The 19471-nt window shown below is 45.9% G+C and carries 20 protein-coding genes; 7 read left to right on the forward strand and 13 right to left on the reverse strand.

All coding sequences use genetic code 11. The features are described from left to right. Nucleotides 1-61 precede the first annotated feature (61 nt). Nucleotides 62-1117: a YheC/YheD family endospore coat-associated protein gene (locus AC58UU_RS25510; protein ID WP_497319855.1), complete on the reverse strand. Its 1056-nt coding sequence runs from the start codon at nucleotides 1115-1117 to the stop codon at nucleotides 62-64. A gap of 166 nt (nucleotides 1118-1283) precedes the next feature. Between AC58UU_RS25510 and AC58UU_RS25515 the strand changes: the two genes are divergently transcribed. Both AC58UU_RS25515 and AC58UU_RS25520 read left to right on the forward strand, forming a co-directional pair. After that, nucleotides 1284-2384 carry a WD40/YVTN/BNR-like repeat-containing protein gene (locus AC58UU_RS25515; protein ID WP_497319856.1) on the forward strand — a complete coding sequence of 367 codons (1101 nt, stop codon included), beginning with the start codon at nucleotides 1284-1286 and terminating at the stop codon, nucleotides 2382-2384. 1 nt (nucleotide 2385) lies between these two features. Beyond that, complete coding sequence (locus AC58UU_RS25520; protein ID WP_497319857.1) at nucleotides 2386-2661, forward strand: MoaD/ThiS family protein; 276 nt, start codon at nucleotides 2386-2388, stop codon at nucleotides 2659-2661. A gap of 24 nt (nucleotides 2662-2685) precedes the next feature. Here the strand turns inward: AC58UU_RS25520 and AC58UU_RS25525 are convergent, their stop codons facing one another. Next, entirely contained in the window at nucleotides 2686-3183 is a 498-nt protein-coding gene (locus AC58UU_RS25525) for a metallophosphoesterase family protein (protein ID WP_497319858.1), read from the reverse strand. Nucleotides 3184-3224: 41 nt separating this feature from the next. Next, entirely contained in the window at nucleotides 3225-3551 is a 327-nt protein-coding gene (locus tag AC58UU_RS25530) for a DUF1904 family protein (protein ID WP_171689141.1), read from the reverse strand. 163 nt (nucleotides 3552-3714) lie between these two features. On the opposite strand from AC58UU_RS25530, the gene AC58UU_RS25535 reads away from it, so the two are divergent. Together AC58UU_RS25535 and AC58UU_RS25540 are read left to right on the forward strand one after the other, a co-directional pair. Further along, nucleotides 3715-5016 (forward strand): AAA family ATPase, encoded by a 1302-nt coding sequence (locus AC58UU_RS25535; protein ID WP_497319860.1) that lies wholly within the window; start codon nucleotides 3715-3717, stop codon nucleotides 5014-5016. A 12-nt stretch (nucleotides 5017-5028) separates the two neighbouring features. After that, the gene (locus AC58UU_RS25540; protein ID WP_497319862.1) at nucleotides 5029-6738 is read left to right on the forward strand and encodes a vWA domain-containing protein; all 1710 of its coding nucleotides are present in this window, start codon (nucleotides 5029-5031) and stop codon (nucleotides 6736-6738) included. A gap of 819 nt (nucleotides 6739-7557) precedes the next feature. On the opposite strand, the gene AC58UU_RS25545 is transcribed toward AC58UU_RS25540, so the two are convergent. The 4 genes from AC58UU_RS25545 to AC58UU_RS25560 form a co-directional block, all read right to left on the reverse strand. After that, nucleotides 7558-8118 carry an MOSC domain-containing protein gene (locus tag AC58UU_RS25545; RefSeq protein WP_497319864.1) on the reverse strand — a complete coding sequence of 187 codons (561 nt, stop codon included), beginning with the start codon at nucleotides 8116-8118 and terminating at the stop codon, nucleotides 7558-7560. A gap of 19 nt (nucleotides 8119-8137) precedes the next feature. Further along, on the reverse strand, nucleotides 8138-8827 hold the full coding sequence (locus AC58UU_RS25550; RefSeq protein ID WP_497319866.1) for a PIG-L deacetylase family protein: 690 nt from the start codon (nucleotides 8825-8827) through the stop codon (nucleotides 8138-8140). Nucleotides 8828-8847: 20 nt separating this feature from the next. Then, entirely contained in the window at nucleotides 8848-9213 is a 366-nt protein-coding gene (locus AC58UU_RS25555) for a His/Gly/Thr/Pro-type tRNA ligase C-terminal domain-containing protein (RefSeq protein WP_497319868.1), read from the reverse strand. Between the two features lie 259 nt (nucleotides 9214-9472). Continuing rightward, nucleotides 9473-9952: a glutathione peroxidase gene (locus AC58UU_RS25560; protein WP_497319869.1), complete on the reverse strand. Its 480-nt coding sequence runs from the start codon at nucleotides 9950-9952 to the stop codon at nucleotides 9473-9475. Nucleotides 9953-10127: 175 nt separating this feature from the next. Between AC58UU_RS25560 and AC58UU_RS25565 the strand changes: the two genes are divergently transcribed. After that, nucleotides 10128-12290, forward strand: coding sequence for a HelD family protein (locus AC58UU_RS25565; RefSeq protein WP_497319871.1), 2163 nt, complete (start codon nucleotides 10128-10130; stop codon nucleotides 12288-12290). A gap of 99 nt (nucleotides 12291-12389) precedes the next feature. Here the strand turns inward: AC58UU_RS25565 and AC58UU_RS25570 are convergent, their stop codons facing one another. The 3 genes from AC58UU_RS25570 to AC58UU_RS25580 all read right to left on the reverse strand — a co-directional run bounded on the left by AC58UU_RS25570 (nucleotide 12390) and on the right by AC58UU_RS25580 (nucleotide 14992). Next, nucleotides 12390-13232: a DegV family protein gene (locus AC58UU_RS25570; protein WP_497319872.1), complete on the reverse strand. Its 843-nt coding sequence runs from the start codon at nucleotides 13230-13232 to the stop codon at nucleotides 12390-12392. A 16-nt stretch (nucleotides 13233-13248) separates the two neighbouring features. After that, nucleotides 13249-14097, reverse strand: a complete 849-nt coding sequence (locus AC58UU_RS25575; RefSeq protein WP_497319874.1) for a DegV family protein — start codon at nucleotides 14095-14097, stop codon at nucleotides 13249-13251. A 124-nt stretch (nucleotides 14098-14221) separates the two neighbouring features. Further along, a complete protein-coding gene (locus AC58UU_RS25580; RefSeq protein WP_497319875.1) occupies nucleotides 14222-14992 on the reverse strand; it encodes an SDR family NAD(P)-dependent oxidoreductase in 771 nt (256 codons plus the stop codon). A gap of 59 nt (nucleotides 14993-15051) precedes the next feature. Here AC58UU_RS25580 and trhA point away from each other — a divergent pair, with 59 nt between their 5' ends. Next, nucleotides 15052-15684, forward strand: a complete 633-nt coding sequence (gene trhA / locus AC58UU_RS25585) for a PAQR family membrane homeostasis protein TrhA (protein WP_497319877.1) — start codon at nucleotides 15052-15054, stop codon at nucleotides 15682-15684. Here trhA and AC58UU_RS25590 read toward each other — a convergent pair whose 3' ends face one another. Both AC58UU_RS25590 and AC58UU_RS25595 read right to left on the reverse strand, forming a co-directional pair. Next, entirely contained in the window at nucleotides 15685-16338 is a 654-nt protein-coding gene (locus AC58UU_RS25590; RefSeq protein WP_497319879.1) for a GDSL-type esterase/lipase family protein, read from the reverse strand. A gap of 93 nt (nucleotides 16339-16431) precedes the next feature. Beyond that, the gene (locus tag AC58UU_RS25595; protein WP_497319881.1) at nucleotides 16432-16716 is read right to left on the reverse strand and encodes a hypothetical protein; all 285 of its coding nucleotides are present in this window, start codon (nucleotides 16714-16716) and stop codon (nucleotides 16432-16434) included. Between the two features lie 165 nt (nucleotides 16717-16881). Here AC58UU_RS25595 and AC58UU_RS25600 point away from each other — a divergent pair, with 165 nt between their 5' ends. Continuing rightward, entirely contained in the window at nucleotides 16882-18048 is a 1167-nt protein-coding gene (locus AC58UU_RS25600; RefSeq protein WP_497319883.1) for a M20 family metallopeptidase, read from the forward strand. Between the two features lie 91 nt (nucleotides 18049-18139). On the opposite strand, the gene AC58UU_RS25605 is transcribed toward AC58UU_RS25600, so the two are convergent. Continuing rightward, the gene (locus AC58UU_RS25605) at nucleotides 18140-19435 is read right to left on the reverse strand and encodes an MFS transporter (RefSeq protein ID WP_497319885.1); all 1296 of its coding nucleotides are present in this window, start codon (nucleotides 19433-19435) and stop codon (nucleotides 18140-18142) included. Nucleotides 19436-19471 lie beyond the last annotated feature (36 nt).

Consider the following 19471-nt stretch of genomic DNA (forward strand, 5'->3'; position numbering starts at 1 on the left):
CTTGTAGAACAGGATATTTTCTTATTCAAAAGCCCCAGAAAACTGGGGCAAACTCATCTTGTTAAGTTGACTGCTTCAAGAGAAACTTTGCATATCTCATTGGTGTTTCATAAGTGCGATAAAAAGTCGTATCTAGGCCTGCTTTTTTAAAGGTGTAGCGTTGATCTCTGCCGTTTACTTCGATCAATTTGATGTGACCATCCTGATCAACGCCCACATCTAATCCGATGTCAGCCATATGAGGCAATTTTACGCCAATATATTGGGCAATTGCCAGAGATACTTGCTGTAACTCTTGCTTCATTTGGATGGAATCAAAACTACTGGACTCAAACAGCTGCTCGCACCGTTTAACTTTCCCTCCCTTTGCCACATTAGTCACATGACGGCCTGAAGCTGCGACTTTCCCAATCATTCCTGTAACTTGCCAATGCCCACTACCTCCACGCTGCACCGATACACGTAGATCATATGGCCTTTCCTTATAAGTTGCTAACCGGATTGCTTCCTGAATCATGTAGTTTTGTTTACCCACTTTCTTCGCAATGAAAGAAATTACTTGCTTCTTGGATACAAACTTTGGTTTCCCTTTCTTCCAATACAGATCCCAACCCCCACTCTCCTGCTTGGATATTTTAATAATCCCGTCACCTACACTGCTGTTTGTTGGCTTGATGAACAGCGAGGAGTACTTCTTCATGGAGTCTTTTAATTTTTCCCGCGAATATTTAATAGAATCAGGAAGATATCTACGCAGCGAATGATTGGCATATAAGAGTTGATGTATGCGATGTTTATCATAACGATTTTGCCTGTTGAAAATGATGCTCGATTGGGAAAGCTCTTTTAATTTTTTTCTTAAATATGGAGATAAGCTAATAGCTCGGTTATGTGTCACACGAGGAATAGAACGCCTAACCAGCCTATACGCATTATTTTCATAGGAATAGCCCAAAGCAGATTTACCTTTTACACGCTGTAAGCACATATAAAAAGGCCTTAATCCATGCATCTTTCCTGCTTTGTTATACAGGGCTAAGCGTTCATTTCCTGTTCTTCCTCTCGCAATACCCAAATAAGTTTCCAAGTCCAAAAGGACACCTACCGTAGTACGCATCGAATCACCGCCATTCGAATAATAGAACTATGACAGTGTATGTCTCTTTTACTCTTGCTAACACGGTGAACACCTAAGCAAACTAAGGAAATGACACCATTTTGGAGAAGGAATTATTTGCCATCTGTCGAACTTATCCTAAGAGTAAGATTAAAGGAGGGCACGTATGTCAAAGCGCATTCAACTGCTCGTCGGCACCAATAAAGGCATTTTCATTTATTCCTCATCGACTGAAAGACGGAACTGGTCCATGCAAGGACCTTTTTTACCAGGATGGGAAGCTTATAGTGTTCTTGGAGATACACGATCAGCAAGTACGTTGTATGCCGGAACCTCTCATGCTGCTTATGGAGCGACCATACGTGTATCCAGTAATGGCGGTGAAACGTGGGAACAAATTGCGGATAGTCCAAGGTACTCTGAGGAGAGCGGTTTTTCACTAAACCGGATTTGGCAGTTGGTCCCTGGTCCTTCATCTCAGCCCGAAACTCTTTTTGCGGGTGTCGAAGAAGCGGGATTATTCGTTAGCCGCGATAGCGGTCAGACGTGGCAAGAGTTAGATGGTTTAACGAAGCACCCCACACGTCCGGAGTGGTTTCCCGGAGCCGGCGGTATGTGCTTGCATACCATTCTCATCGATCCAAGGAATTCGCAGCGCATGTGGATCGGAATATCCGCTGTCGGTGTCTTCCGTACACTTGACGGTGGGATTAGCTGGAAGCCCTGTAACAACGGACTGAACCGAATACCAACAGGTCAACCAGATGAGCGTGTCGGATACTGTGTGCACAAGATGGTGCTCGACCCAGAAAACTCCGATGTTCTCTATATGCAGGAGCATAGTGGGGTGTTCAAATCCATCGACGGCGGTGACAGCTGGCATCCAATCGAGGAAGGCCTTACACTACGTGACGGCGATGCCCCGTTTGGTTTCCCGATTTCCATTTCACCAACAGGTGATTTATTTCTTATCCCGCTGGAAAGCAGCGAACAACGCTCTATGCGTGACGGCAAGTTAATTGTTTACAGAATGGCACGCGGTGAAAATACCTGGAAGCCTATTGGGGATGTTCTCCCAGAAGAAGAACGACATGTCAGCGTACTGCGAGATGCGATGGCTGTAGATGCTCTTGAGCCTTATGGGCTTTATTTTGGAACAACCTCAGGAGAAATTTACTGTTCACTGGATCGTGGAGAAAGCTGGGAACGTCTGCCAGGACAATTATCACGAATCCTAACTGTGAAGCCAATGATTTTGGAGGACTAGCATGCTTATTACCGTCAGCGTCCCCTCCTTGCTTCGTGATTGCACAGGGGGAAACGTCAAATTTCAATTGGATGCGCTTACGTTACAGGAAGCACTTGATCAACTTATATCGGGCTATCCTCTGCTGCGCGTTCATCTCTGGACCGAAACCGGACAAGTCCGAAAGCATGTCCTGCTCTATTACAATGACACGAATATCGCATGGCTGGATGACTTAAATATAACGCTTCAGCAAGGTGATCAGCTCATCGTTTTCCAGGCTGTCTCCGGTGGGTAAATCAGAACTTGGCAAAGTCGAAGGTTAAGCTTTACTGTCATAATAGAAATGCTTCGCATGAATGCTATCACCGAGCTCGATGATGCCGTAGGAATATTGCAGCTGCCTTCTTTTATCCGTAGGCGAGCCTGGGTTAAACATGAGAATTCCGTTAATCGTTTGCTGGTATGGAACATGGGAATGTCCGAAGATGACGATATCCGGCCGCTCGGCCTGGAACGCTTCTCGGGCTCTTTCCTCTGTCGTTTTGCGAAAGCCGTCTCCATGGATAAGACCAATTCGGTAGTCTCCTAGTGTCAGTATTTTCCTCAAGCCGAATCGTTCAATGATGTCAGATCCGTCATTGTTACCGGCTACAGATTCACAGGGTGCGATTCGCTCCACCAATTCAACAACGTGCTCACTCACCCAATCTCCGGCATGAATAATAAGATCTACACCTTGTAAACCTGCAATTAACGCATCAGGTAATTTTTGAACCCGAGGTGATAAATGAGTATCCGAAATCACACCAATCCGCATATGGACCACTCCTTCGTAAAATCTGTTAGCTATGAATTCGCTCAAATTAACTTCCCGTTCCAATAGTAGCTGTCCTCCCGGTATACCCGAAAAGCGATCTCCACCTCAGGAATGCCAAGCGAAAGAACGTGTTTGGTCAGCACGCTAGCATACTCGTCGCGTGTTTCTTGCCCTCTCTCGAACCAACCTACTTCAATAAAAGGGTATGTATTGACTTGCTTTCCTTCAAATATAGAGACTGTGGGGAGACATTCCAGCATAAAATTGTCCGTTCCGCACGAGCATACTTGAGCTAGTTCTTCAATTAAAGCCGTACTAATGGATTGAATTTGAGGAACACTAATTCCTCTAACGATCATTTGGGGCATAGGTAACGCTCCTTTGTATTTTCTTAGAAGACTGTTAGCTGCAGGCGCAGAGTTAAAAGTAGTGTAGACACTACAGGTCTTATTGTAGCATATTCGATGTTTACCGGGCAGTTTGATACAATATAAACATACGAGCTTTGATTACGCCAAGGGGGACAACAATGTGAAAGAACCCATCGTCATACAGAACAAATTAAGAGAAGCTATGGGTCATCTCGAAAAACGGTTCATGGAACGGGAAGAGCTCATTCGCGTTTTACTGCTCGCTATCATGAGCGGCGAACATGTCTTATTGGTTGGACCTCCCGGTTCAGCTAAATCTCAATTAGCACGCGCCGCTGCCGAACTATTCGGTAACGAGCCTTATTATGATTATTTATTGACCCGATTCACAACACCAGACGAATTATTCGGGCCTGTCTCCTTACAAAAGCTTAAAAATGATGAGTATGTAAGGCTCACAGACGGTTACTTACCTAGCGCTCGCTTCGCTTTTCTCGATGAAATCTTCAAAGCAAACAGCGCCATACTTAATGCGCTTCTTTCTGTCTTGAATGAACGTGTCTTCTTCAATGGACGGCAGAAGCAGCAGTCTCCCCTTCTATTTTTAATGGCAGCATCGAATGAATTACCCGAAGATAACGAACAATTAGCAGCACTGTACGACCGTTTCCTGTACCGTTTTGAAGTCGAATATGTCAAGCAAATATCCAGCTTTGAACTCATGTTTCAGGCACCAAACACACCTTTACCTACTCTTTTATCAACGGATTTAGTGAAACAATTAAAATCACAAGCGGCCGAGGTTCAATTGCCAGATGCGTTGGTATACATGCTATTTCAATTGAAGACAGCTCTTGAAGAGAAAGAATATGTACTTTCGGATCGACGCTACCACAAGATTGGCCATTCGTGGAAGATTTCAGCAGCTATCCATGGGCGCAGCGCTGTCAATGTGTGGGATACCGTACTAACCCCGCATATGCTTTGGGACTTCCCTGAAGATTTGGTAGAGCTCAAAGCCATCTTCGACACCTTATTTCAGGACATGCTCAAACGAGAAATGGAACAAGAACTCCCGCTGCTTCAATATAACTTGATGGTTAAGAAATGGTTGGAGAAAGAAGATGAATTACATGCCTTCCAATTCAAAAAAGAAATCGGCGGCGCTTTAAACAAGGATGCTGCCGAGCGATTGAAAGCGACTTTGGAAGATTGCCGAACGGAGTTGGAAGAAACAGCCAGAAGCCTACGCGGCAGACTTGTCTCCTGGCAGGAGAAAGAAAAAAAACTGCCGGAATGGATTGCTTCCCAATCTATCTTTCTGCAGCACCCTGAGCAGTATGCCGTTAAATTTACGCACCTGCGCATTCAGGGAGAGCGTATTTTACAATCCATCCAAGGCTTATATCGCACACTTTTTGACCGGGAAATCCCGGGAATCATATACGACTATACGTTATAAGAGGTTACCTATATGATCATTCGCTGCACTCGGGTTGACAGGTATGTGTTCGAGGGCTACGTACACTCATCGCGCGTCGCACAAGAATGGATGCGCGAGGCCGTGAGGCAGGCCCCTTGGTTTTCGCTTGAACTTTTTGCAGATTTTTTCATGTGCTTCTATTTAACGAAGCCTGAAGTGGACGGCACCGTAGAGGAAACCCCCTTCCACCGCTGGATGGTCTTAACGCTGCGCAAGCAGTACTTTTATGTGTCCATTCACCCACGTACAATCGGACAAGTGAATGCCTCATTCAAAACAGCGCTTAAGGCGCTGATGTGGCTTACCGAGTCCTATGAGAAAGAAGTCAAACGCAGACAAAAGGAACAACAAATGAGCGGCTTCGGCTTCGAGAAGAAGCAGCAGATGAGTGGACAAGAGGAAAAGAGCGTCAGTGAGCGTCTCACCGAGAAGCAAATCGAGAAGCTGAGGCTCGTTGGCTACACGCTGCAGCAAGGGAAACGCGCCGTAGAAGACAAGCAGGAAGCCGTCGATTCGCGGCCGCTCATCGCGGAGGAGATACGGGCGCTGAAGCAGCGCATTACGGAGCTGCAAAGCGAGATGCGTACCGAGTTCATGAAGCGCGATAAGCTGAAGGCGAAGCTGCGCAAGGCGGAAGAGGAACTCGAGCGCCGCGAGCGGCAGCTGGACCGCATGAGCGCACGCGACCTCGCGGCCATGAAGGAGATCGAGGCCGAGCTGGGCGACTGGCTCGGACAGGCTTTAAAGGAGACGCTGTCCCTCGAAGAGGCGGACAGCTTCAATGTGCACGAGCTGGTGCAAGCGAGTCAGCGACTCGCCAACCGGCGCTGGGGCAGCGAGCTGGGTAAATTGCGGCGGCAGACGTTCGAGCACTACGTGCAGTGGATTGAGAAGCTGAAGCGCAGCAAGGATCTGGTGTCTTTCCTTCAGGAGGTGGGACGGAACATCCATCACCTTCGGGTGCAGCGTAAGAAGCTGCGCTCGCCTTATGTCCCGGAAGCCTACGATGATTTACGCCAATCTGGCGACATCGCACATCTGCTTCCGAGTGAAGCCAGCCTGCTCGCTGACGAAGATTTCGAGCCTTATTTTCTCGTCAAATGGATGGAAAATAAGCTCATGACCTACAACTACACCGGCTCTGTTGAAGAGCCGCAGAAAGGTCCTGTTATCTGCATGCTCGATACCTCCCACTCCATGCGGGGCAGTAAACTGCGGCTTGCGCAGCTGTTTACGGCGACCTTCGCCTCCTTCTCCCTCCTCGAGCGGCGGGACTTCGTCCTGCTTCTGTTCGGGGCGAAGGGCGAGCTCATCGAGCATGTGTTGTCTTCTAAGCGGCCGGATTGGGATCGCTTCTATGGTCTGGCTCAGCTCGCATTCGGTGGCGGCACGAACTTCGACGCACCGCTGAGCAGAGGCATGGACATCGTACAGCACGAGCGGCAGTTTCACGATGCCGACTTCGTGATGGTCACCGATGGTGTCGGCCAAATCTCCAAAGCAACGCTGCAGAAGCTTGGCGCCCTTGGTCAGAAGAAGCAGCTGCGGCTGCATTCGCTCATTATCGGCTCCGCTCGCCAACATCTCGTTCAGAAGTACGAAATTGTCGGCGTTTCTCACCAAGTTAGATTCGCTACAGCCTGGGATGTTCAAGATCCTGTGAAGGATGAGCTTCTACTGAATGTGTTTGCTATGCGATAATGAGAGCTTCAAAATAGCGTAAAAGCCTTCAATCCCACTTGGGCATTGAAGGCTTTTACTTTTTTGCTTCAACTACTTCGTGTCGAACCAGTAAATGCGCGGCGGAAGGACCTGGATGCGGGATATCAACTGATGCATATACTATGCATGGCTATCACTTTCATAATGCCCCCACCTTGAAGCTTCATGAGCGGAACGTCAGTGCCTTATTTTGCTCAAAATTGCTATTTTGCTTACGAAACGGAACGTCAATCACTTATTCTCCTTCGAATGCCATATTTTCCACCAAGAACAGCAAAATAACGCCTCCTCGTTCCGTTCACACGAATATGGGCGGATATTTGGACAAATAGCGCCTCCTAGTTCCTTTTGCCGGTCCCTTTAGCTAGTTCCTTCAGCCAGTTCCTTACCTAGTTCCTATCGCTTCTTTTTTATAGGCACAGCCATATAATCCCATATAAAAAACCATGATGATCTTATCAAAGATCATCATGGTTTTTCATTTTCTATGTATTCAAGCTCTCATAAGTTCTTTTATCGTTTTTAAAGATACACCCGTTTGGTGGTAAACCTCAATAAGTGTGGCACGCGGATGGGCCCTAACGAAATCCTTCACTTTGTGCGACTCATTCAAGTGAAGCTGGGAGCAAGATTTACAATGCTTTTCAAATTTCGAAATATAAACTTGTCCGCATGTTTCACAGTTGCAAAGTGACATTTCTCCACACCTTCCTGATCCAATTCCCAATGATAAAGCTCTCTAATATAGATTTCGAGAAGAGGCGCGCACTTCTGGGGGTACCTTAAAAATAAATATATTTAAATTTGAATCTCGACCAAGTCACCTGGTTTTATTTCGCCTGGGCGTTCCACGTATGCGACAATCCCTCTGCTTTGCCCAGCATGTTTGATAAATTGTTGTGTTAGGCTTCTGTCTCCGTAATAATTGGCAATCTGCTTACCAGGACCTGCACAAGGCTCGTTCTCACCTTCGCACACAAGTCCGCCGCCACTTGGCAGGATCATTCGGATTCCCATAGGAAGCTTGGTTAATTCAGGAGCGCCGCTCACTACAATATTTGCACCCAACCACTCAGGTTTAATTGTTTCCACACCCAGCCGCTGCGCAATGCCTTGCAGTTCCTCAACGGATACAATACTGAGTTGACGACGATTCATGATCTCTTGGCCTCTCTTGTACATGGGCTGCCGTGAGTCCGCCTTGGCGAATAACCCGAAGTGACGGTCGCCTTCAATGCCCCCAAAACTTAGTTCGACACCGTCGATTTCTCTCGTTACAAAAGTTGAAGCGTCATCCGCGATTAGTACAGCTTCAATTTGCCATAATCGCCATGAAGTCGTGCACCTGCCTTGTCCCATATTATACCACTTAATATCCCTATTCTTCCAGTTCCTTCGTTAGGTCCTGCTCTGGCCACATTGTTCCATCCTGCCAACCAAGCACAAAAGCTTCCCATCGACGATTTTCCGGAAATACATCTAGGTCACCAAAGTATTTGGCAATAGCCACATGCTGAGTTGCATGAGCCCGCAAAGCTGCTGCCTTGATCAGCCAACCAGCTTCTGTATCTACTTCTATCGAAGGCTTATGACCTTGAGCTAGTAATGAAGCCGCTGCTGCATAATATAACTTCTGTACACTCGGACATTTCCCACTCAATACAGCCGCAGTTGTCGCCTTGGATATGGTGATATGATCGAGGTGACCATTGCCCCCATCCTCCGGAAATGTGAATAGTACCTCAACCTCATACCGCTGAATAAAAGCGATAACACCTGCAACAAGTGCATCGAAATCAATCTCTGCGAGCTGGCCATCCGGATGGCCCAAGTGCTCTACGTGATACAAGCCCAGCACCTTGGCGGCTTCATCCATCTCTTTCTCTCTCAGTTTTGCGAGTTCTGATCTATCGGTTGCCCGCTCTAACCCTTGTCTACCCGCATCACCTCGTGTTGCCAACAGCAAAACAGGATTTTTCCCTTGATCGGCAAGCTTGCGAATAATGCACGCACTAAGAAACGTCTCATCATCCGGATGTGCATATATAAATCCATATCGGTGCTTCATCTCTTCACTCCACTCTCCTATTATGTAAAATCTGCTGGCGGATAAATCTTTTCGATGCAATAAATGGCTTGATCCATCGGCATCACTTTCTCATGTAGATCTAGCATATCCATTAACTTCACTTGGTCAGTTGAGGTGTCTGTCAATCCTATACAGATGATAAAGCGAATTCCAAGCTTTGTCGCAGCAGTTAGCTGCTTATCCACATCCAACTTCTCATCAACCATCTTTATACCTATACCAGCTAGTTTCAGCTCATTTGTCATTCGACATGCAGCTTCAGAAGCTTTAGGGTCAAGAAGGATGACCATAGCTTGCTCTTCTAGCTGCTTTCCATACGAATCTTCTGAACTCCAACCTACATTTGAACCTTCCACGTTTCGCATACCATCCACCCTTCCCATTCTAAACGAGATAAAAAAACGCGCTGGACCTATGGTCCTGCGCGAATTGCTATCCCGCAGGGAGGCCAACGCGAAATGCGTTAGCCCACCCTGATATGTACAGGTGTGTGCTAACGCCTATAAAAATAATGAATTTGTACGAACCAAGCTGTATTTTTCATATGATTCGTCTCCTTCAACTTCATGATTATTATGATTATAGCGAGCCGCTGTCGTAGATGCAACAGCTTTTTTATTTATCCTATGCTAAAATTGTTTCAATATCCGGAGCGATAGTCGCTGGATCCGTACTAGCGCTGTACTGTTTAACAACAATACCGCTTGCATCAACTAGGAATTTCACGAAATTCCATTCGATTTCTCCTGTACGATACGGTTCAGGTGTATGGTTTAACAAGTAAGTATATAACGGATGAGCATTTTCACCCTTCACATCGATTTTATCAAATAACGGGAATGTCACTTTGTAGTTGAGTTCGCAGAAGCTTTGGATTTCTTCATTCGTGCCTGGTTCTTGACCGCCAAACTGATTACATGGGAATCCCAGAACAACCAACCCTTTATCTTGGTACTGCTCATATAAGCTTTGGAGCCCTTTATAATGCGGTGTAAGCCCACATGCACTTGCTGTATTTACAATAAGCAGCACTTTTCCTTTATATTCGGAAAGTGACTTCGTTTCGCCTGAGATCGTTTGAACCTCAATATTATAGATGGACATAGCTCCGCACTCCTTCAAATTATAATAAGTTCCTATCCATTATAACATTCTTTCTTAGGTGAGCCCAAATCTCAAGCTTTACAGTTTAGCTTCCCATATACTGACAGGTGTGATATATTGTTTACCTGTTTATTTCATAAAATAGACAACATCTGATCTTAGGAGGTAACTGATCTTGGACACAAAGACTCAAAGTGCCTATCAAGAAGAATTACAACAACTTGAGCAAACGAATGCGGAAATTGACAAACAGCTTGAGCGGCTTAGGTCAACTCCTGTTTATTACGGTCCGGATTTAACGGAGCAAGCGTTGGAGGCAGCACGCGAGAATGGCCGACACAATTTGACTAAAGCCGTCGATGAACCGTATTTCGGCCGCCTTGACTTCCAAGAGACCGGATCGGCTTCCGCTCTTCCCCTTTATATTGGTAAATCAGGCGTCGAGGACGAGCGAACAGGCCAATTGCTTGTCATTGACTGGCGGGCACCAGTCGCTAGCCTTTTCTATTCATTCACCGGCGGACTGGACGCTGCTTCTTACGATTCACCGGACGGCCTTATCGATGGCCTCGTTTATCTTAAGCGCAACCTTGTTGTCCGTAAACAAATTCTCCAGCGTGTCGTTGATACCTATGACCGCAATGAAGACTCTCTAGCCGTTGGCGATGAGTTCTTACTCTACCGACTTGGCGAAAATAAAGACAATAAGCTGCGGGACATTGTATCTACGATCCAAGCAGAGCAAGACCGCATTATCCGCGCAGCGAAGAATACAGCACTGATTATCCAAGGGGTCGCAGGAAGCGGTAAAACAACTGTCGCCCTGCATCGACTTGCTTTCTTACTCTATCAATACCGCGAACAGGTTCGTGCAGAACGGATGATTATTTTTGCACCCAACTCCATGTTCCTCGACTACATCTCTGGTGTACTGCCTGAACTTGGAGTCGGAAATATCCAGCAAAGCACTTTCACAGACTGGGCACTTGATGTGCTCGACCAAGAAGTGAAGCTAGCGGATCAAGCAATAGTTCTTCAAACATGGTTCTCGCTTGGCAGCAAAAGACCTCCAGTAGATGATCAAGCGCCGGGAAGATTTAAAGGGTCCATTGCTTTTAAACAATACCTAGATCACTGTCTCACAATGTTCGAGGAGTCTTATGTACCTACTTCGGTTTTCATCCCGTGGGAGGGTGTCAAGCTTCCAATTGCAACCATTCGCGAATGGTTTTTCGTTGAGAACAAGCACTATCCGCTTGTCAAAAGGCGCGAGCGTGTCATTGCTCGGATCAAACGCTGGATGGAAATTCAGCTCGACAAGATTTGGGAGCAAAGTCGGAAGAAAGAGCTGAAAAAGAAAGCCTCTCAGCGCCTGCGCACGTATCTGACGGGATGGCCCGATCACTCGGCATTCAGCTTCTACAAAATGCTCTTCTTAGACAAAGGTCGTCCGGACAGCTTGCCCATTGACCTGCTCAACCAAATACCAGAACCTATTGTCACCGCTTCGCTGAAGCTTTTCAAGAAAAAAGAAGTGCAGCTCGAGGATCTCGCTCCACTCCTTTATATTCATACACGCCTTTTCGGCATACCTTCTGATCGGTTATTCGACCATGTCGTGATCGATGAGGCGCAGGACTTTTCACCTTTTCAGGTGGCTGTCCTTGATTCTTACACACGAAATAGCTCGTTTACAATACTCGGTGATTTATCACAGGGAATTCACGCTTATCAAGGCATCACGGATTGGAAGGAATTTTCCAGCTTGTTTGAAGTAGACGAAACTGGTTATTTCGAACTTGAACGCAGTTATCGTTCCACCATGGAAATCATCCTATTTGCCAATCAGGTCTTGAAACGAGGCGTCGAGAACCCCCTCCTTGCTGTTCCTGTGTTCCGCAGCGGCAACAAAGTCCGTGTTCTACAGACGGACATCAAAGGCCGATTGCCGCTGCTGCAGCGTGCCATCACAACCTTGAAACAAGGAAGCTCGAGTACAATCGCTGTTGTTGCCCGTACGGAGAAGCAAGCACAAGAGCTGCATGATGCGTTGACAGATGCTGGTATCGAAACGAATCTCATAACTTCCAAGCAGCGGGTATACCGCGGTGGCATCTCGGTCCTTCCAGTCTTTTTGACCAAGGGACTTGAATTTGATGCCGTTCTACTCATGGATGTTACTGCCGGGCATTACGAAGCCACTTTTATGGATGCCAAACTGCTGTATGTAGGCTGTACGCGCGCCCTTCATGAATTATGGCTAATGGCTCCAGGCGAGCTTTCCCCTCTGGTCTCAACGGAAGATACAGAGATTGTGGAAACTCATTATCCTGAATAGTTTCAAGCAGTAACGTAAATTCATAGTTTCCTACAACAAATAAAGACACCTGCTCACCGATCATAAGGATCGAGTAAATAGGTGTCTTTTCTCATATTTTTAGTAAGCGATCAGCACGCCGCCTTCACCAGCGTAGGTACCAATAACCGTGCCCATGTTAGAAAACAGCACTTTGCGGAACGGATATTTCTCAAGTAGTTGGTTCAAGACTTCACGCGCTCTTTCTTCACAATTACTATGTGCTATGGCAATCACATCATTATCGAAATCGTGGTGAGTTTCCCCTATTTTGGTGATTAATCGTTTCAAGGCTTGCTGGGTGCCGCGGATTTTCTCAATCACTTCTACGGCACCTTCTTCACTGGCTTTCATTAGAAGCTTAATATTCAAAACAGACGCAACGGCTCCCCGTACTCGGTCGAGCCGGCCACCTTTTATTACATTTTCTAACGTGTCTAAAAAGAAGTAAGTGCCTGATGTCTTTACAGATTGCCCTATCACTTCTACAATTTGTTCAAATGGAACATTCGCTTCCGCCATTTTGGCTGCCTTATAGACGAGAACGCCAAGTCCAAGTGAAGTTGTTTTCGAATCAATCACCTCGATACGACCTGTATAACCTTCTTCGAGAAGCATCTCTTTAGCCATGACTGCATGATGGTAGGTACTGCTAAGAGCCGATGAAAGACTGATCACAAGAATATCTTGATCTACTTGGACCTTCTGATACTCAGCGAGGAATAGCTGCGGAGCCGGACTTGACGTCTTCGGCAGGACGCTCTCCTTTTTCATTCTCGCATAAAAATCAGCTAGCTCCATGTCAGGTGGCATGCATTCCTCTCCAAAATGTACGGATAATGGAACAATCGCAATCGCTATCTCGTCTACGATCATTTCGGGGAGGTCGCAACTGCTATCTGTGATAATCTTGATTGTCGTCATGGTGTCCACTCATTTCTTATTTTTTGGCGAAAACAATACCTACTGTATGCGGTCCGCAATGGCTGGCAACAACGCAGCCCGTTTCAGTTATATAAACATGTTTCACATTCGTTTGTTGTTCAATTTGCTGTTTGATGTAAGCGGCTTCTTCTGCTGCCGAAGAGTGAGTGATAAACAAATAATCCGTGTCCATGTCATCCTTTTGTGCTAAAGCATTATCTAGAAGCTGATGAAGTGCTTTCTCCCGTTTACCTCGTACCTTATCCGTCGATGTCATAGCCCCGTTTATGACTTTAACGATCGGTCTAATTTTCAACAGACTCCCTATAAAATGCTGAACACTTGAACATCTTCCGCCTTTATGCAAATATTCCAATGTGTCAATGATGAATTCAACTTCAATTCGGGTGATTAAAGGTTCAATCAATGATTTTATTTCAGCGCTGCTCCGGCCATCCATTGCGGCTTGGGCAGCTTTTAAAACTAGTAAACCTATTCCTGTTGATAGATTTCTAGAATCAATGACGGTTACCCTACCATCTGGAAAACTCGTAGCGGCAATAGTAGCATTCTGAATCGTAGATGAGAGCTCAGAGGAAAGACCAATAAAGACAATGTCTTCTCCTCTTTGAATAATGGGTTCAAACGCTCTCTCGAAATCAATAGGCGATGGTGCAGCGGTCTTGGGCAGCTTGCTGGTTTGGTCAACTAATTCATAGAGTCTATCAGGTTTTAGCGTAATGCCATCTTTGTAGGAATTGTCCTCAAAAATAACATAAAGAGGCACTATCTCTATTTGAAAGCGTAGATAAAGCTCTTCGCTTAAGTCACTTGTGCTATCTGTAAATATACGAACCCGGGACATTTAGGTCATACCACCTTATCTATGCTGTCTATCTAACTTGAACCCGAAACAACTCTATTAAGATTGTGTAAAGTATAATTGAACTAGTCGGAAAGCTCAATCCTACAAAATTAAACAGCTCCAATTAGAAGCCGTAAATGGTCATACCACCATCAACGAACAGGGTCTGACCTGTCACATAATTCGCCGCATCCGAAGCGAAAAATACAGCTGGTCCTACCAACTCCTCAAGCTCACCCACGCGTCCCAGAGGTGTACGCGCAATAATTTCGGCCAGGTAATCTGGATTAGCAAGTATTTTCTCTGTCAAAGGCGTTTTGAAATACCACGGTCCAATACTATTCACATTGATCCCATATTTACCCCATTCAAGTGCTAGCACCTTCGTCATTTGGATCATCGCAGCTTTGGTAGCTGCGTATACAACACCTGTTCGAAGGGCAACCTGTCCTGCAACAGAAGCGATATTGATAATTCTTCCATATTCCTTTTGCTGCATATGACGACCTACGATTTGTGAGCACAAGAAAGCAGATTTAAGATTCGTCTGCATGATCGTATCCCATTCCTCATCCGTAACAGCCAGCGCTTGACTGCGAATATTCATGCCCGCATTGTTCACTAGAATATCCAGTCGACCCGTCTGTTCAATGATTAGTTGGACAGCTTCCTCGATCTGTTCTCTATTTGTTACATCAACCGTAAACGGATACGCTTTTCGTCCCAAGGCACGAATTTCATGGGCTACTTCCTCAAGATCACTCACTGTACGCGCGAAAAGAGCTACGTCAGCCCCTGCCTCAGCAAGGCCTATCGCTAACGCTCTGCCAATACCTCTTCCTGCTCCTGTGACTAAGGCAATTTTATTAAGTAATTGAAATGAAGGTAAAAACATCTTTTCATCGTCCAATCTATAAGGTAGTAGGATATTTAAGAGTGAAAGAAGGGTTATCTATGGACTATTCCATTCGAGAAGAGAAAGCCAACGCCATCAGCCACGGCGTAGGCGTGTTGTTAAGCATCGCAGCGCTTGTCCTGCTCATCGTGCAGGCTTCCTTACATGGCACTGTTTGGCACATTGTCAGCTTCAGCATTTTTGGTGCAGCATTAGTCATACTTTATACCTGTTCCACGCTGCTTCACAGTGTGAGCCATCCGCGATTGAAGGATGTGTTTGAGCTTCTCGATCATTCTGCCATTTATTTGTTAATTGCAGGCAGCTATACACCTTATTTACTCGTCACATTGCGAGGACCTTTGGGTTGGACCTTCTTGTCTGTAATTTGGGGCTTAGCGCTTGCCGGGATCGTCTTGAAAGTTTTCTACGTAAAACGATTCATCTTGGTTTCAACCCTTTGTTATATATTCATGGGTTGGTTGATCGTTCTCGCCTTTAAGCCACTGTACATGAACCTCCCGTTAGGCGGTATCGTGTGGCTCGTCGTAGGCGGACTGTTCTATACGTTTGGTTCCATCTTTTATGTATGGCGGCGCATCCCATATCACCATGCCATATGGCATGTTTTCGTGCTTGCTGGTAGCACCTGTCATTTCTTCTCAATATTCTGGTATGTCATACCGGCTTAATTATTGAATCAATTGCTGGAGGTGTTGGAGAGAAACCGCAATCTCCACTTGACGCGCCAGTTCTTCATAACCAATTTCATTGGGGTGAATGGCGTCTTCTGACAAATAACGGCTATCTTGCCCTACGAAAGCATCATACACTTGAACCACAAGAATATGCGGCTGCTCTAGTTTGCGAAGAAATAAATTAAAGCGCTGTACCCAATATGCGGCATCCGGCACCTGTGGCAGAGGATTGTAGAGCCCGACTAAAACGATTAAGAAAGGCTCTTCAACCCCTTGCCGCAGCGCCTCAATTTCTCCGATCAATTTCTTATAGTTGGATTCATACGTTTGAAGCGCAGATTTTAAGTAAGCAGGATCTCCCTGATAAAAGAAAGGAATTGCCGCTTGTATTAAGTCATTGCCGCCAGCTGTGATTGTGATGAGATTCGCTTCTCTTATATCCCTTTGGAGCTCTGGATCTAACTCAATTGTTTGAAGCAATTCACTAGTTGTAGCACCATTCTTGCCTGCAGGCTTTAAGTGAATAGGAACCTTCAGCAATTGCTCCAACTTTTGCCGATAGATAGATACGAATCCGTGACCTTCCGGAGCTCCAAAACCAACCGTTAGTGAATCTCCAAATGCCAAATAATTGATCGTCTTTTCCATTGCTATCCTCTCCCTAAAGCCTGACGTATAATACTATATGCGTCAGCGCCCAGTTTGGGAAGGGACACTCTCACCAGTTCTTTCGTCATTTTTTTATACGCCTACATGCTGCTTAACATAATTTTCGATTTGTGCTTTTTCCGAAAATGTAAATTGGAATTCACAATCACAGCCCTCATCGTGAAGGACAATTTGAACAATCTCTCCATCTAGATTACAGATAACCAGTATAGAGGGATCGATTAAATCCTTCGGAAACTCCTCGCCAACCTCTTTATGAATACCTAAGAAAATGTCGCGCCATTGCCCTCTTACCTCTGATTCCGTGAAAGATAATGTAAATCGGTGTTCTTCGTGTTCGGCTCCATATTTCATCATGTGAGAGTCCCCCTAAATATTTCGCAAAAAAACTTGTCTGGTAAGATTGCGTTTATTAACTCTTTTGGTTCATTAATTGTAACCCAGTGAGCTGTAAAGTGGTAGTTCGCCTTCCTTTATACTACAATGGAGCTAAGAACCATTCAACAAAGGAGCCTTCCATTTATGAAAACAACCATTACGCAAACCATTGATAACCATGCGGACAGATTCATAGCCATATCCAGCTTTATTGGGGCAAACCCGGAACTTGGGCATGAAGAATTTCAAGCTTCCGATCGCTTAACTGAGGAATTGGCCTATCACGGCTTCCACGTTGAACGCGGTGTATTAGATATTGCAACCTCTTTTATTGCTACCTATGATTCTGGTAAAGCCGGCCCTGTCGTGGCCTTCTTAGCTGAATATGACGCATTGCCCGACCTGGGTCACGCTTGCGGTCACCATCTCATCTGCATGATGAGCATTGGCGCAGCCATAGGCCTTAAGTCGGTCATCGATGAAACAGGCGGCAGTATCCGTGTATATGGAACACCTGCAGAGGAAACCAAGGGCGCCAAAGTGCCAATGGCCGCGGCTGGACTATTCAAAGATGTGGATATTGCTCTGATGGCTCACCCGTACTATACGTATGAGAAGTCAGGCGAATCGCTAGCTATGGACGCTATCCAGTACGAATTCTTTGGTCGTTCCGCTCATGCAGCAGCACAACCTTATGAAGGCGTCAACGCACTTGATGCTGTCCTTCAACTGTTCAATTCCATAAATGCGCTGCGCCAACAAACCAAGTCTGATGCACGTATTCACGGCATTATTAGCGAAGGCGGCAAAGCTCCGAATATTATCCCTGACTATGCTGTCGCTCAATTCTATGTCCGTTCAGCATCCCGCACGTATACAAATGAGCTCGTCCAGAAAGTACTTCACTGCGCTGAGGGCGCTGCTCTGCAAACCGGCTGTACGTTGAAAACTTCCTTTTACGAGTATTCGTATGACGAGCTTCGAACCAATGAGACACTATCAGCCGTCTTCACTGATCAGATGTTAGCGATGGGAATTGATCCGAAAGAGATCGAAGTTGGCAAGGATCACGGTTCCCTCGACCTAGGCAACGTGTCTACCCAATGCCCGACGATTCACCCTTTCGTCAAAGTTGTAGACGAGAGACATATGCTGCATACCAAGGAGTTCCGAGATCTCGCACTGCAGGAACCCGCTCTTAATGCCATGATTTTCGCGGCAAAGCTGCTGGCTAATACGGCATATGAAGTACTCACCAGCCCAGAGCTGTTAAGTAAAATCAAAGCGGAATTTGCTGCAGCGAAGAAATAACTCCTCTCCATACGAAAGACCAGCCGCATGAAACAGAGCTTCTGCTCCGTTGATGCGGCTGTTTCATTTGCGGCTTATTTGATTTCTTTGTTTACGCCGAAACGCTTGCAGAAGAAGCCTGGTGGCTAATCTCCGCCTTCACTTTACGATCTTCTAATTGGGCTAGAATCGCATAGAACATGATCATGCCAACGAAGCCGCTAAGCGCGATAAGTGATGCCATCATCCACGAGGATATCAATCCGCCAAGCATGACACCGATACCACCTAAAAGCATGGCCCCTTTATACACCATTCCGAATAATGCCATATAAGAGCTTCTTGCATGATCAGGTGCAATATTGCCCAGATAGGCTTGTTTAATCGGTACATACATGAGCTCTCCAACCGTTGCAATGAACATCGAGACGAGCAGCAGCCATGGTTGATTGCTATAAGCCAGATAGCTGTACCCCAATATGTAACAAGCGTACCCTATGAACAGTACTTTGCTATCCGAGAACCTTCGCATCATAACGCCCATGAGGACGGAGAGTACAACGACAAGCACCGTATTTTCGGTGCGGATGAAGCCTAACATTTTCAACCCGTCAATACGCCAAGATTGTTCATTCCATGGGAAGAACGGGATATTCACCATCTCTTTTTCCAGCCTTACACCCACGTAATTACCAAGATGAAACTCAACAGATACAAGCAGCAGTGAAGCCAGTGTGAAGATCATGAAGGTCTTATCATGCAGCACCATCCGATAATTGGCCCACATCGACGGACTTCCTTTTCGACTGCCTCCACTCTCACTAGCGGCTTGTGGTTGATACACTTCATCAATAAAGAAATAAGTCACGATCAGAGTGACCAAGCCAATGACGGACAAGCCAATGAACAGCTCGAACAAGTAAGATTTGAATAAGAAAGCGCCCGCAAGTCCTGCTATTGCGAAAGATAAATTGTTCATCCAGTACATGATGGCGTACATGAATTTCCGTACATCCGGAGCTGTTACATCCAGCAGCATGGCTTCATTAGCAGGACCATGAATTCCCCAGAACATACTAACAAATATCATCAGAACAAAGGTCATCCCCGGGGATTCAAGCCAAGGCGAATTAGCCAGCGCCATTCCAACGAAACAGAGCATCCAGCCTAATTCTGCAGTGAGCATCAGCTTTTTGCGCCCAATTCGATCTGCATAGTAGCCGCCTATTATCCCCGCGATGACACCAGCAAGAATACCTAATATTACGACTAGACCAGCACTTGTATCTCCTAATTTTCCAGAAAAATAAATCGACATGAAAGGAAGCACCATATTATTGGCGGTTCCGGATAAGAAGGAAAGCCCGATTCTTAGTTTGACATTACGATGAAAATCACGAAATCTCACGATATACCTCCGTATGCAAGCTTTTGACAACCGTTT

It is taken from the genome of Paenibacillus sp. JT22N1 (genome assembly GCF_059692155.1).

Bases quoted from the DNA above. Each gene is read 5' to 3' on its own strand.
- trhA (WP_497319877.1), top strand. From the start codon at position 15,052: ATGGACTATTCCATTCGAGAAGAGAAAGCCAACGCCATCAGCCACGGC.
- AC58UU_RS25510 (WP_497319855.1), bottom strand. From the start codon at position 1,117: ATGCGTACTACGGTAGGTGTCCTTTTGGACTTGGAAACTTATTTGGGT.
- AC58UU_RS25560 (WP_497319869.1), bottom strand. From the start codon at position 9,952: ATGTCCATCTATAATATTGAGGTTCAAACGATCTCAGGCGAAACGAAG.
- AC58UU_RS25595 (WP_497319881.1), bottom strand. From the start codon at position 16,716: ATGATGAAATATGGAGCCGAACACGAAGAACACCGATTTACATTATCT.
- AC58UU_RS25520 (WP_497319857.1), top strand. From the start codon at position 2,386: ATGCTTATTACCGTCAGCGTCCCCTCCTTGCTTCGTGATTGCACAGGG.
- AC58UU_RS25600 (WP_497319883.1), top strand. From the start codon at position 16,882: ATGAAAACAACCATTACGCAAACCATTGATAACCATGCGGACAGATTC.
- AC58UU_RS25580 (WP_497319875.1), bottom strand. From the start codon at position 14,992: ATGTTTTTACCTTCATTTCAATTACTTAATAAAATTGCCTTAGTCACA.
- AC58UU_RS25590 (WP_497319879.1), bottom strand. From the start codon at position 16,338: ATGGAAAAGACGATCAATTATTTGGCATTTGGAGATTCACTAACGGTT.
- AC58UU_RS25515 (WP_497319856.1), top strand. From the start codon at position 1,284: ATGTCAAAGCGCATTCAACTGCTCGTCGGCACCAATAAAGGCATTTTC.
- AC58UU_RS25545 (WP_497319864.1), bottom strand. From the start codon at position 8,118: ATGGGACAAGGCAGGTGCACGACTTCATGGCGATTATGGCAAATTGAA.
- AC58UU_RS25570 (WP_497319872.1), bottom strand. From the start codon at position 13,232: ATGACGACAATCAAGATTATCACAGATAGCAGTTGCGACCTCCCCGAA.
- AC58UU_RS25525 (WP_497319858.1), bottom strand. From the start codon at position 3,183: ATGCGGATTGGTGTGATTTCGGATACTCATTTATCACCTCGGGTTCAA.
- AC58UU_RS25575 (WP_497319874.1), bottom strand. From the start codon at position 14,097: ATGTCCCGGGTTCGTATATTTACAGATAGCACAAGTGACTTAAGCGAA.
- AC58UU_RS25530 (WP_171689141.1), bottom strand. From the start codon at position 3,551: ATGCCCCAAATGATCGTTAGAGGAATTAGTGTTCCTCAAATTCAATCC.
- AC58UU_RS25555 (WP_497319868.1), bottom strand. From the start codon at position 9,213: ATGCGAAACGTGGAAGGTTCAAATGTAGGTTGGAGTTCAGAAGATTCG.
- AC58UU_RS25540 (WP_497319862.1), top strand. From the start codon at position 5,029: ATGATCATTCGCTGCACTCGGGTTGACAGGTATGTGTTCGAGGGCTAC.
- AC58UU_RS25550 (WP_497319866.1), bottom strand. From the start codon at position 8,827: ATGAAGCACCGATATGGATTTATATATGCACATCCGGATGATGAGACG.